The sequence below is a fragment of the Paenirhodobacter populi genome, from assembly GCF_004022215.1.
GTDB lineage: Bacteria > Pseudomonadota > Alphaproteobacteria > Rhodobacterales > Rhodobacteraceae > Rhodobacter > Rhodobacter populi.
Genome location: NZ_SAUZ01000008.1, coordinates 100,761 through 113,126, shown reverse-complemented (window position 1 = coordinate 113,126; position 12,366 = coordinate 100,761). Strand labels below are relative to the sequence as shown.

Below are 12,366 nucleotides of genomic sequence, written 5' to 3'. Positions count from 1 at the left end.
GCGTGAATTCCAGAAACGGCATCATCCTGAAGATCCTGTCCGCGCTTTGCGCGACGCTCATGCTGGCCTGCGTCAAGGGGCTGGACGGGGCGGTCCCCACCGGACAGGTGGTGTTCTTCCGGTCCTTCGTGGCGCTGCTGCCGCTGCTGATCTGGCTGGCGATGCAGGGGCATGTGCTCGCCCTCGTGCGGACGCGCAATTTCGGCGGCCATCTGGTGCGCGGGGTGTCAGGGACGGGGGGGATGTTCTTCAACTACCTCGCGCTGGCCTATATCCCGCTCGCCGATGCCACGGCGCTGAGCTATGCGGCGCCGCTGTTCACCGTCTTCCTCGCCGCGGTCTTCCTGCGCGAGAAGGTGCGGATCTATCGCTGGACGGCGGTCGTCGTCGGCTTCCTCGGCGTGCTGATCATGCTGTCACCGCATTTGCAGATCGGCGGAGAGGGGATGCGCAACGCCGCCATCATCGGCAGCACGGCGGCGCTGATCGCGGCGCTGTGTTCGGCCGTTTCCTCAGTCCAGATCCGGCATCTGAACGAAAGCGAACAGCCCGGCGCGATCGTGCTGTATTTCTCGTTGATGACGACGGGGATCGGGCTTGCCACCATCTTCATGGGATGGGTGATGCCGACGCCGTTCCAGCTGCTGCTGCTGGTCGGATGCGGATTTTTCGGCGGCATGGCGCAGATCCTCATCACGCTGAGCCTGCGGCACGCCCATGCCTCGCTGCTGGCGCCGTTCGAATATTCGACGATGGTCTGGTCGATCCTGATCGGGATCATCCTGCTGGACCAGTCGCCCGCGCCTTCGACGGTCATCGGGGCGGTGGTGGTCGCCGCGGCGGGTCTGTTCACGATCTGGCGCGAACGGGTGCTGCGGCGCGCGGCGGCGCGGATCTGACGGGGGCAGGGGCCGATGAGGCCCGCGCCGCGCCGATGACGAGTTGCGCCGGTCGTGGGCGGGAGCCGCTGCGCCCTTGACATCGCATCGGTTGCGGCGGGCAGTTCGGGTGCCTCTCCGATCCCCTTCCGCGCGGCGGCAAGGACGGTTTTCATATTCTTGGGTGGCATTCACCGGCGCCAACGTGTTCCCCTGCGCAACCGGCGCGCGGTGCAAGGATCAGCGCGGTGTCATGTGTCATCGCCAGCAATCTGGCGACGGCAGGGCGCAAAGAGAATATTCCATCTTCTCCGCTATTTCAGAATATATTGCGGCATAATGTATATATCATACTGAAATGAATAATCTGTTTCCGCACGAATCATGCAGGCTCCGCCAGAAAAAGCTCCGGCACGGCGTTTCTTTCCACATCGGGTCCCGTTCCGATCATCTGGCAGGCTGCTGCGCCTCATCTCCCGGCAATACGGCGGGCGGACGGTCGTGGCGGATCACCGCAAGGAAACCACCGATGCGCTTGCCTGCCGGGACGCCGAGGCGTTCGCGAATGCCCTGCGCGCGCGGCAGGTGGGACTTGCTTGAGGGCTGTTCCGGATGAAATCGGGGTCAATGCGCCTGTCAGGTGTTGATCTCATGGTCCATCCGACGCAGACATGGGCATCTACCCGCAAGCAAGTGCATCAGATGACTGGCCAGCCTGACCAAAAAGACCCCACCCGCCCATCGACACATCCGGCCACGGGGGGATCGTTGCAGGCTGCCGGGGCGAGCTTTCCGATGAGCGGGTCCAAGGACCTCGCGGGCCACCGGATCCACTGGTCCATGCGCGTCGGCTGGCGGTCGCAGGCGGATGGGACGCGGCAGTTCGACCTCAACCTGTGGATGCTCGACCCGGAAACCGGCGAGGTGCCCGATGCGCTCGTGCTGACGATGGCGGAGGGACAGGTGATCCGGTTGGTTCCCTCGGTCCCGCGGGTCGATGCGCTGCGCGCCCGCAAGCTGCCCGAGGCGCTGTGGCCCAAGGCGCGGCTTTGCGGCTTCAAGGGGATCGTGGAAACCGGGGCCGCGGCCTTTGCCGTTCAGATCGAGATCGCGGGCACGGCGCATGACCTCGGCACGATCAAGGTGGGGTCGGTGACGGTTCTGGAGGGGCGCAACGGCTGGCTCTTTCTGGCGGGGGACACGAACGACAGCCCCGCGCAATACAGCCGGAATTACCACCCCGAGGCGGATTGGCTGGCCGGCTGGCGCAGTTATTTCGACGGGATGGAGACGCTGGCCAAGACGCAGCCGGGGATCAGGTCGCTGGCCTTTCTGGTGGCGCCGTCGAAGGAAACGGTGCTCGGGGATGTCTATCCGCTGACCCCGGCGAAATATCCGCTGATCGACGTGTTCGTGTCCGAATTCGGCAACCGGCCGGGATTTTTCTGGCCGGCGCCGGTTCTGGCGCCGCATCGCGACTATGCCTTCGACAAGGCCGAGACGCATTGGACGGATTTCGGTGCGCGCCTGACCTGCGAGGCGCTGCTGAAACGATGGACCCTGACCCCGGCGCAGCCCCCGGCGCGGTATCGGCTGGAAGAGGGGCGCGGCGATCTGGGGGACAAGATGCTGCCCGCCATCCGCGCCCTGCGCCCCTCCGCCGACTGGCCCAATCCGGCAAAGCTCGTCTTCGACAATTTCGCCCTGCATCACGGCAACATAAAGATCTGGCAGAACCCGACCCCCGCGATCGACGAAACGCTGATGATCTTTGGCGGATCCTCGGCGGATTACATGGTCCGCTACCTGTCGGCGATCTTCGCCCGCGTCGTCTCGGTCTATACCGCCGGGGTGCCGGATCCGGCGCTGGTCGCGCTGGAGCGTCCGGCGCGCGTCATCCTGCAGACCAGTCAGCGATTCCTGACCCAGCCGGCCGCGCGCCAGACCGATGTCTTCGCCACCGCCAGATCGAAGATCGAGAAAAACCTGCTGACCATCCGCGGCAGTCACGCCAAGGAAATGGAGCGCTGGCATCCGGCCGCCGGGCCCGCCCCCGGAATCGAGACATATTTGCAGAAAACACCAGTTGTCGCATAATCCATCTACCGCTAGGACAAGTCCAAAGCACTGCCCACCTTTCCGAGGCCCGGGGCGTGAAGGCATATCCGTTCGCAGAGCAGCAGAGGCGGGAACTTGAGTATCAGGATTTTCATCGCTCTGGTCGGAGTCGGTGCCATGTCAATGTCGGGCTGTTCCCTGCCGCAAGGCGCCGCGCGCTCCTCTCAGGTGCTGAGCGGCGCGGCCACCACGCCCGAAGAGGCGCGCGAACTGGGAATCGCGGTGGTGCAGGTGTCGCGGAACAACGTCACGCCGATCAACAAATGGGCCTCGTCCGACCCCGATGAGCTGCGCCGGCCCTGGCCCGGCTCGGTCGGGTCGGCGGGGGCGATCACGCTTGCCCCCGGCGATCAGCTTGGCATCCGGGTCTGGGACAACGATCCGAATGCGCTGATGAACGGGGCGAACCAGCGTTCCACGGAACTGAACGGGCTGAAGGTCGCGGCCGACGGAAGCGTGACGCTGCCCTATGCCGGGAAGGTGCGCATCTCGGGGATGAGCACGGATGCCGCCCTGGATCGCATCCGCGAGGAAATCCGCAAGAGCCAGCCCACCGCCGAGGTGCAGCTTGCCGCGCAGCCGGGACGGATGAATTCCGTCTCCGCCGTCAGCGGCCTGCTGAACCCCGGCAGCTATCCGCTGCCGGAAGGGGGGCTGCCGATCCTGTCGATGATCGCGCTCGCCGGTGGCATTCAGCCGTCGCTGCAAAATCCGGTCGTGCGGCTGATGCGCGGCGGGACGATCTACGAAGCCCGCGCGACCGATCTGTTGCAGGGCCGGTCCCCCGATGTGATGCTGCGTGGCGGCGACCGGATCGCGGTGGTCGAGGATCAGCGTCGTTTCACCATTCTGGGGGCGACGGGATCGGAACAGCTCATGGCCTTCGACCGCGACCGGATCACCGCGTTGCAGGCGCTGGCGAAATCCGGCGGTCTGGCCAGCAACCGTGCCGATCTGAAGGGCGTTCTGGTGCTGCGCGATTATGCGCCGGATCATGTCCAGAGCGGTGGGCCCGCGGCGCCTTCGGTGATCTACGCGCTTGATCTGACCACGGCGGACGGGCTGTTCGCCGCGCGGAATTTCGACATTCACCCGGGGGATACTATTCTTGCGACCGAATCGCCGGTTGTCTCGGCGCGGACGGTGCTCGGCCTGATCGGCTCGACCTTCGGCGTCAGCAACCAGTTGCAATAGGGCAAGATGAACAGGGGGACGCCATGACGATCAGCCAGCCGCCCGCAGCGCCCGTGCAAAAGGTCGGAACCGGGGCCGAAGCCAAGGCGGCTCCGGCTGCGGCCGAGACCAAGGCGGCTCCGGCCGTTGCCAAGACGACACCGGCCGAGGCCAAGGCGCCAGCAGCCGCTGCCAAGGCGGCACCAACCCCGGCCGAGGCCAAGGCTCCCCCGGCGGTCGCCAAGGCCACGCCGTCCCCCGCCGTTGCCAAGGCGCCTCCGGCCCCTGCGCCGACCACCGCCAAGGCCGCGCCGGCGGCTTCCGCTGCGCCGCTGACGCCGCTCGAACCGCCCAAACTGCGGCTGCGGCACCGGCTGATGCTGCTGAGCTTCGTGCTGGTCGTGCTGCTGCCCGGCATCGTCGGGATGTCCTATCTGTTCCTGCGCGCGGCGGATCAGTATCATTCGCGCGCGGCCTTTTCGGTCCGGTCGGAAAGCTTTTCCGGCGCGCTGACGACGCTGGCCGCCTTCACTCAGATCGGTCAGACCTCGGCCCCCGAAAGCGCGGTGCTGTATGACTACATCCGCTCGCAGGAGCTGATGCAACAGGTGGACGCCCGGCTCGACCTGCGCCACATCTTCAACCTGCACCCGCGCGATGTGGTCTTTTCCCTCGGCGACGACGCGACGACCGAGGACATGCTGGACTACTGGCAACGCATGGTGCGGGTGACGCTCGACAGCAATACCAACATCCTGAACCTTGAGGTCCACGCCTTCCGGCCCGAGGATGCGGTGGCGATTTCGCAGGCGGTGATCGACAATTCCGCCGATCTCGTCAATCAGCTCAGCGCCATCGCCCGCGACGACACGATGCGCGCCGCGAGCGAGGATCTGACCGAGGCGCAGGACAGGATGCGCGACCTCAGCAGCCAGATCCGCGCGTTCCGCGATCAGAACAGCATCATCGATCCCGCGCAGGGCGTGCAGGGGCAGATGGGGGTGCTGGGCGCATTGCAGGGCCAGCTTGCCAGCGCGCTGATCGAAAAGGAAACCCTGCTGCCGCAGGCCTCGGGGCAAAACGATCCGCGCCTGACGGTGGTCGACCGCAAGATCGCCGCGATCCGCAACCAGATCGCCGAGGAACGCGCCCGCGTGCGCGAACCCGATGGCGACGAACAGTCGATGTCCACCGTGATCGGGCAATACGAAGGCCTGCTGGTCGATCTGGAATTCGCGCGCACCGCCTATACCGCGGCGATGGCGGCGATGGAGCAGGCCCGGGCCGAGGCGCGCCGCCAAAGCCGCTATGTCGCCGTCCACATCAATCCGACGCTGGCGCAGGAAAGCCTTTACCCGCGGCGCTGGATCCTGTCGGGTCTGCTGTTCCTTGGCCTGTTCGCCGGCTGGGCGGTCATGGCGCTGGCCTATTACAACATGCGCGACCGGGGCTGAGGCCGCGCCTTTGGAGCCGGAGCGTGATCGACTTTCATAACGTCTCGAAGTCCTACCGGCTGCGCAACGGTCAGGTGCGCCAGATCATGCGCGGGCTGACGCTTTCGCTGCCGCGGGACCGCAACGTGGCGCTGGTCGGGCGCAACGGCGCGGGCAAGTCGACGACGCTGAAGCTGATCTCCGGCAATCTCATGCCCGATCGCGGCACCATCATCCGGCACGGGCGGGTGAGCTGGCCGATGGGCTTTTCGGGCGGCATGCATCCGGCGCTGACGGGGCGGCAGAACGCCCGGTTCATCGCCCGCATCTATGGCGCCGATACCGACGAGATGGCGGATTTCGTCGCGGATTTCTCCGAACTGGGCGCGTTTCTGGACATGCCGGTGCAGACCTATTCCTCGGGGATGCGGGCGCGTCTGGCCTTTGGCATCAGCCTCGCGGCGGAATTCGACACCTATCTGATCGATGAGATCACCGAGGTGGGCGACGCCGCCTTTCGCAAGAAATGCCGCGATGCGTTCCGCGCCCGGATGCAGACGGCGCAGGTGATCGTCGCCGCCCATTCCGAGGCGACGCTGCGCTCCATGTGCGATTCCGTGCTGTTGCTGGACAATGGTGTGGTGCGCTGGTTCGACGATCTGGAAGAGGGGCTGCGCGAATACCGCAAGCTGATCGGCGTCTGATGCTGCGGGCCGATCCGTTGCCGTTCATCGCGCGGCGGCTGGGGCGCAAGCCTTCGGCCACCGCGGATCTTTACCTTGGCTTCTGCTGCGCCGATCTGATCGCGGACGGGCGGATCGAGCAATTCGCCCCCACCGTCTTTCGCGCCGGGCGCACGTTGATCGTGCTGCGCCACGATGCGGGGCTGGTGCCGCTGCCCGCGCATGAGCGGCTGATCTGGCTGATCGACGACGATGTGCCTGCGGGGATCGGCGATGCCGAACTGCCGCTGTGGTATCGGCTGCGGCTGGCCGTGCTGGAAGCCCGTGCGGCAAGGCGTCTCGCGCGCGCGGCGGACAGGATCGTAGTGCCCGGGCCGTCGCTGGCGGCGGTGCTGGCGGCGCGGGGGATCGCGCGGGACCGGATGACGATTTTGCCGCCCGCATGGCCCGCCTCGGCCGCACCCTTGCCCGATCCGGTGCAACCGCCGCGCCGGATCGCATGGCTCGGCGCGGCAAGCCATGCGCGCGACACGCAACGGGCGGCGGCGATCCTGCGCCTTGTCCTGCAGGATTTTCCGGAAACCGCGGTGATCTGGTCGGCGAACAATCCCGCCCCGCCGGATCTGGCGCACCATCCGGGGTTCGAGCGGGTGCCCCCGCTCGACTGGCACAGCTACCGCAAGTGGTTGGGCGCGGCGCGGTTCGACATCGGCCTCTATCCGATCGGGGGGCAGGGGTTCAATCGCGGGCGTTCGGCCAATAAGCTTGGCGAATACGATCAGGCCGGGGCGGCGGTTCTGGCCTCGACGGCATGGCGCGACGCCGAAGCGGCGGCCGCGGCCGGTGCCTGCCTGCTGCTGCCGCCCGAGCCCGCCGCGTGGCGCGACGCGATCCGGGCACTGCATTCCGATCCCGCGCGCCTGCATGCGCTTGCGGCCGCCAACCGTCTCTGGCAGGCTGAGCACGGCTTTGGCCATCAGCGCCGCATCTGGTCCGATCTGCTGCCGGGGACAGATTTCTCCGCTTCCCGATCCGCTTCTGCAAGGTCCGTCCCGTGAACACCCCCGCCCCCCAGACACCCCCCGTTAAAAAGGCCCATCGCGTGCGGTTTCGCACGCCCCGGGTGCTGCTGGCCCTGATGATTCGGGAAATGATCACCCGCTACGGCCGCTCGTGGGGGGGATATGTCTGGGCGGTGCTGGAGCCGGCTGGCATCGTGACGGTGCTGGCCTTCGCGCTTGGCTCGTTTCTGGCCAAGCCGCCGCTTGGCGACAGCTTCGCGCTGTTCTACGCGACGGGCTACCTCGTCTTCTATTTCTTCAATCAGGTCGCGGGGCAGAGCGGCACGGCCATCGCGGTGAACCGCGAACTGATGCAATTGCCGATGGTGCGCCCGCTGGATGCGGTCGTCGCCCGCTTCGCGCTGACCTTCCTGACGCTGATCTGCGTCTGCCTGCTGATCTTCGGCACGCTGGTGGCACTCAACGACGTGCGGGTCGATATCGTCCGCGCGTTGCGGGCACTGGCCACGGTTTCCGTGCTCGGGCTCGGGGTGGGGACGGTGAATGCGGTCGCCTTCACCTTCGTGCCGGTCTGGCGGCAGATCTGGACGATGCTGAGCGCGCCGCTGATGATCATCTCGGGCACGTTCTTCCTGTTCACCAGCATGCCCGCCTGGATTCAGGACATCCTGATCTGGAACCCGCTGATCCATGTCACCGGCGAAATGCGTGCGGCCTTCTATCCGGGGTATCGGGACGATTACGTGTCGCTGACCTATGCCGGGGGCATCGGGATCGCGCTGGTGGTGGTGGGCATGGCGCTGGTCCTGCGCAATCACACCGCGCTGATCGAAACACGCTGAGGCGGCACATCCGCCCAGTCGGGCAGATCCGCCTCGCCGCTGTCGAGCCGCCTGCAGATTTCCGCGATGGCGACGCGCCGTCCCTCGGGGTTGAAGAAGGATCCCTTCACCTGAATGCGCGACAGGGCCCGGCGGAAGGTCTTGAACCAGTCGGGATCGACCGGCTCGGGCGCGGTCCAGAAGCTGTCGAGCCCCGCCATATGCGTCAGCCCCGGCAGCCGGTAGACGGCATCGCCCGTGGCGCAGACCGGGCAGCCGTTGCGCAGCCCGTGCAGCCCGACCGTCGAATTGACCACGACCAGCCCCTTGGTGTGCTGCAGCATCACCGTCAGATCGCCGCCGCGTATCACATGCACGCGGTCCGAAATGCCCAGCCGGCGCGCATAGCGGGCGACGCGCTGGAACCACATATGCAGCCCGTTGTCGAGCGGATGGATCTTCACCACGATATGGCGATCCTTCGGCGCATGCCGGGCGAAAGAGCTCAGCGTTTCCGAAAGGAATTCCTTCAGATCGTTATAGGGTGAATTGTCGCGGATCTGGTAATCCGTATTGATCTGCAAGGCGATCAGGTTGAAGGGAACCTTCTTGTCGATCAGCCATGTCTCGATCTCTTTCGCCTGCCGCAGGCGGCGCTTTTCGGTCGCAAGGACGGGCAGCCAGCTCAGATATTCGATGGCGGGCCAATAGGGCCTGTCTGCGTTGTAGCGCAGATACAGCGGCCGCCCGAGCGACAGCAGCAGATTGTAGCTGACCTCGAAAACCGCCTCGGTCGAGAAGATATGGGTATAGCGCGGCACCATCGCCGGTTCGGGCGTGATGTCGGCCAGACGCCGGATGACGTCGGGATCCTTCGGGAAGTGGGAAAACCGGCCCATGCCGTTGCGCTCGAACGTCAGCCAGTCCGGGCGCAGATAGCCGAATTCCAGCGCCCGGCAGGAAATGCCCAGCAGCCGCCCCACATTCTGCGCGCCGACGTGATAGGGCATCCGGTCGGCGAAATAGAGGATTTCGGAAACATTCTCGCGCACACAATAGGCGCGCAGCCAGCTTTCCCAGTCGCGGAACCGGCCGCGATAGGTGATGGCCTCGCGCCGCCCCCACATCAGGCGATCCGCCAGACAGAAATGAACCTTCAGCACACGCCAGCCCCGGCGGCCCAGTTCATCGGCCAGTTCCCCCCAGAACCAGGAGGGGTGACCTTGCAAAAGCAATATCGTGCGTTTTACGCCAGCCGCCTGATCCGTTTCACCGGACAGGCGAAGCGATCGCTGGACAGATCCGTCCGCAAGCATCAAATGGGTCTCTGAAACAAGGTAATGCGCATGACCCTAACTGACCGGAAGGTGATTTTTCTGCAAGGACCCTCGTCACTTTTTTTCGCACATGTGGCGCGGAGTTGCAGAAAGCGTGGGGCGGAAACATTAAGGATCGGTTTCGCGCCGGGGGATCACCTGTATTGGCCGCGGTCCGCCGGGCGGTATCTGGCGTGGCGGGGAACGCCCGCGGACTATCCCGCGGACCTGCGCAGGCTGCTGGAGCGGGAGCGGCCGACCGATCTGGTCATGCTGGGCGATGGCCGCCCGTATCACCGGATGACGCTGGACCTGTTGCGGGGGCTGGGGACGCAGGCCCCGACACCCTGGATCGTCGAGCATGGCTATCTGCGCCCCGGTCTGATCCTTGTCGAGACATGGGGCATGGGCGGCATGTCGCAGATCCCGGCGGCGTTCCGGGCCAGTGGCGCGCCTGCGGCGGGGCAGGGGGCGCCGGGCGCGGCTTTTCCGGGCTCTTTCGCGCGCTACGCGGCGCTCGACGTCGGTTATCATCTGGCCAATCTCTGCGCGGGGCGGCTGCTCTATCCGCATTACCGCCCTTATGCCGAGGATGGCCCGATCCGCGAATATGCCGGGTGGATCGGCAAGGGGCTGGCCCTGCCGCGCCGCCGTGCCGCCGCCGCGCGCGCGGCCGCGCGGATCGCGGCGCATCGCGGGCCGGTTTTCCTGTTTCCGCTGCAGCTTGCCGGGGATTACCAGATCCGGAATTACGGCACCGGCGAGCCTCTGTCGGTGATCCTGCGCCGGGTGATGGACAGTTTCGCCGCCCATGCGCCCTCCGATGCCCTGCTGGTGGTGCGGCAGCATCCGCTCGACAACGGCCTCGCCCATTGGGGGCGGCAGGTGGAACAGGCGGGCCTCGGCGACAGGGTGGTCTTTCAGGATGGCGGCAGTTCCGCGCCGGTGATGGCGCGGGCGGCGGGTGTCGTCACCGTCAACAGCACGATGGGGCTGGAGGCGATCCTGAAGGGCCTGCCGTGCCACGTGCTGGGCCGGGCGATCTATGCGCTGCCCGGGCTGGTTTCGGAAGGGGCGCTGGAAGCCTTCTGGTCCGCGCCCCGCGCTCCGGATTCGGACCGCGTCAAGGCGTTCGAGGCCTTCCTGCGCCGCGACTACCATGTGCCGGGCAGCTTCGACGGGCCGGGCGCGTTGGTGGGCGCCGAGAATCTGGCCGACCGTCTTGCGCTGCCGCCGCCCCCCCGTTTTCCCGCATGATGAGATGGAACGAGAATGCCTGCCTTCCTGACCCTGCGCCGCCCCGCGCCGCCGCGCGCGATGATCCTGACCGGGGCGACCGGCGGGCTGGGGCTTGCGCTGACCGGGGCCTTCGCCGCACCCGGGCTGCACATGCTGCTGGCGGGGCGCGATCCCGACCGGCTGGCCGAGGCGGAGCGCATCGCCCGCGCGGGCGGCGCCATCCCCGAGCTTCTGACCGTGCCGCTGACCGATCCACGCGCCTTCGCCGCCGCGATCGCGGATTACGACCGCCGCCATCCGGTCGACCTGCTGCTGCTGAACGCCGGGGTGAAGACCGGGAACGATCAGGGCGAGGAACCGCTTGACCAGACCGAGCGCGTGATCGCCGTCAACCTGACCTCGGCCTTTCATGCGGTGCAGGCGGTGCTGCCGGGGATGCGGCAGCGGGGCCGGGGGCAGATCGCGCTGACAAGCTCGATGGCCGCGCTGTCGCCGCATGCCGATCTGCTCAGCTACACGGCGACCAAGGCGGCGCTACGCGGCTATGGCGCGGCGCTGCGGCGGAACCTGCGGGGCAGTGGGGTGCGGGTTTCTGTCATCACGCCGGGCTTCATCGACACGCCGATGACCGATCGCCAGATCGGCCCTGCGCCGATGATGATCCCGCCCGACCGCGCGGCGCGGATCATCCGCAACGGGCTGGCGCGGGGCAGGGCGAACATCACCTTTCCGCTGCTGCTGTGCCTGCTGATCCGGCTGGAAAACCTGCTGCCGAAGCCCCTAGCCGATCTGATCGACCGCCACTATCGCGGCACGATCATCCCCGATCCGGATGAGAAGAAGGCGAGGGCCGGGGGCGAGCCCTTCGCCAGATAGCCTTCGGCCAGACCTGTCGCGCATGATCCCGCCCGCGCGCCGGGGGCGTTTCGGCATGGATTAGGCCGAATCGCGCGGATCTGCCTGGACGCCGGGCCCGCACCACCTTGCCGCGATCCGGGCAGGGGGGGTCCGAAATCAGCAGGCCGGGCGGCGCATCCGCGGCGATTCCCGGACGGGCAGAGCCAAGGCATCGGTCCTTTGATCGTGCGTCGCGGTGGGCGGCCTTTCGGGTCCGGGCGCCTGAAGGGAGTCAATCGCGGCTTCGACGCGCCGCATCGGCATGGGAATTCATGGAATCCGGCGCGCCGATTCCCCGATTCCCGGCGGTTCCCTCGAATCACGCCTTGGTGAGCGGCCGTGATTCGAGGGAATCCGTGCTTGCCCTGTGGATTCCTTGCCACGCATCCGCAGGAAAATGGGAATGGATGGGAAAACCCGGCCGGTTTCCGCGGCGCAACATATGGTGGTCCGTTGCGCCTCTCTGCCCTATTTCTACCTCTTATCCCCAAGGTTATCCACAATACCTTGAGATATTAACGTTTGTGACACCAAATGTGCGGTGCCGTTTTCCATCTTGTCCCTCTTTTTCCCTTGATTTCCCATGTGCGCCCGTGGCATCAATTCCCCATCGAGAAGACGGGAACGGGGCAGCAAGACCCCACGGCGAGAAGAGCAGTTTCATACAGGCACCCGCTTCACGAAAACGAGATCCGGCGCGCGAGCGAGCAGCATCCCCAAGGTGGCGCGCGCAGCTGGACACCCAGTGATGGGACGAGGGCGGCGGATCGGGCAGTGGCAGCAGCC

10 protein-coding genes are annotated in these 12,366 nt (G+C 66.5%); 9 read left to right on the top strand and 1 reads right to left on the bottom strand.

Going from position 1 to position 12,366, the window contains the following annotated elements; all coding sequences use genetic code 11:
* The first annotated feature begins 2 nt into the window (after positions 1-2).
* The 7 genes from D2T30_RS08425 (at position 3) to D2T30_RS08395 (ending at position 8,149) form a co-directional block, all read left to right on the top strand.
* A complete protein-coding gene (locus tag D2T30_RS08425; protein WP_128208499.1) occupies positions 3-899 on the top strand; it encodes a DMT family transporter in 897 nt (298 codons plus the stop codon).
* Between the two features lie 774 nt (positions 900-1,673).
* The gene (locus D2T30_RS08420) at positions 1,674-2,975 is read left to right on the top strand and encodes a hypothetical protein (RefSeq protein ID WP_128208498.1); all 1,302 of its coding nucleotides are present in this window, start codon (positions 1,674-1,676) and stop codon (positions 2,973-2,975) included.
* A 96-nt stretch (positions 2,976-3,071) separates the two neighbouring features.
* A complete protein-coding gene (locus D2T30_RS08415; protein ID WP_128208497.1) occupies positions 3,072-4,190 on the top strand; it encodes a polysaccharide biosynthesis/export family protein in 1,119 nt (372 codons plus the stop codon).
* Between the two features lie 23 nt (positions 4,191-4,213).
* Entirely contained in the window at positions 4,214-5,623 is a 1,410-nt protein-coding gene (locus D2T30_RS23040; protein ID WP_164884255.1) for a hypothetical protein, read from the top strand.
* A gap of 23 nt (positions 5,624-5,646) precedes the next feature.
* Positions 5,647-6,306, top strand: a complete 660-nt coding sequence (locus tag D2T30_RS08405; protein WP_128208496.1) for an ABC transporter ATP-binding protein — start codon at positions 5,647-5,649, stop codon at positions 6,304-6,306.
* The gene (locus tag D2T30_RS08400) at positions 6,306-7,343 is read left to right on the top strand and encodes a glycosyltransferase family protein (protein ID WP_128208495.1); all 1,038 of its coding nucleotides are present in this window, start codon (positions 6,306-6,308) and stop codon (positions 7,341-7,343) included. The genes D2T30_RS08405 and D2T30_RS08400 overlap by 1 nt, the downstream gene beginning before the upstream one ends.
* An 80-nt stretch (positions 7,344-7,423) precedes the next feature.
* The gene (locus tag D2T30_RS08395; protein ID WP_277749553.1) at positions 7,424-8,149 is read left to right on the top strand and encodes an ABC transporter permease; all 726 of its coding nucleotides are present in this window, start codon (positions 7,424-7,426) and stop codon (positions 8,147-8,149) included.
* On the opposite strand, the gene D2T30_RS08390 is transcribed toward D2T30_RS08395, so the two are convergent.
* Entirely contained in the window at positions 8,122-9,357 is a 1,236-nt protein-coding gene (locus tag D2T30_RS08390; protein WP_164884253.1) for a capsule biosynthesis protein, read from the bottom strand. The genes D2T30_RS08395 and D2T30_RS08390 overlap by 28 nt on opposite strands.
* A gap of 357 nt (positions 9,358-9,714) precedes the next feature.
* Here D2T30_RS08390 and D2T30_RS08385 point away from each other — a divergent pair, with 357 nt between their 5' ends.
* Together D2T30_RS08385 and D2T30_RS08380 are read left to right on the top strand one after the other, a co-directional pair.
* On the top strand, positions 9,715-10,701 hold the full coding sequence (locus tag D2T30_RS08385; RefSeq protein ID WP_164884252.1) for a capsular polysaccharide export protein, LipB/KpsS family: 987 nt from the start codon (positions 9,715-9,717) through the stop codon (positions 10,699-10,701).
* Between the two features lie 15 nt (positions 10,702-10,716).
* Positions 10,717-11,559 (top strand): SDR family NAD(P)-dependent oxidoreductase, encoded by an 843-nt coding sequence (locus D2T30_RS08380; protein WP_128208492.1) that lies wholly within the window; start codon positions 10,717-10,719, stop codon positions 11,557-11,559.
* The last annotated feature ends 807 nt before the right edge of the window (positions 11,560-12,366 follow it).

What these genes read in the sequence shown, in the direction of transcription:
- D2T30_RS08385 (WP_164884252.1), top strand. Translation starts at nt 9,715, where the DNA reads ATGCTGGGCGATGGCCGCCCGTATCACCGGATGACGCTGGACCTGTTG.
- D2T30_RS08400 (WP_128208495.1), top strand. Translation starts at nt 6,306, where the DNA reads ATGCTGCGGGCCGATCCGTTGCCGTTCATCGCGCGGCGGCTGGGGCGC.
- D2T30_RS08420 (WP_128208498.1), top strand. Translation starts at nt 1,674, where the DNA reads ATGAGCGGGTCCAAGGACCTCGCGGGCCACCGGATCCACTGGTCCATG.
- D2T30_RS23040 (WP_164884255.1), top strand. Translation starts at nt 4,214, where the DNA reads ATGACGATCAGCCAGCCGCCCGCAGCGCCCGTGCAAAAGGTCGGAACC.
- D2T30_RS08380 (WP_128208492.1), top strand. Translation starts at nt 10,717, where the DNA reads ATGCCTGCCTTCCTGACCCTGCGCCGCCCCGCGCCGCCGCGCGCGATG.
- D2T30_RS08395 (WP_277749553.1), top strand. Translation starts at nt 7,424, where the DNA reads ATGATTCGGGAAATGATCACCCGCTACGGCCGCTCGTGGGGGGGATAT.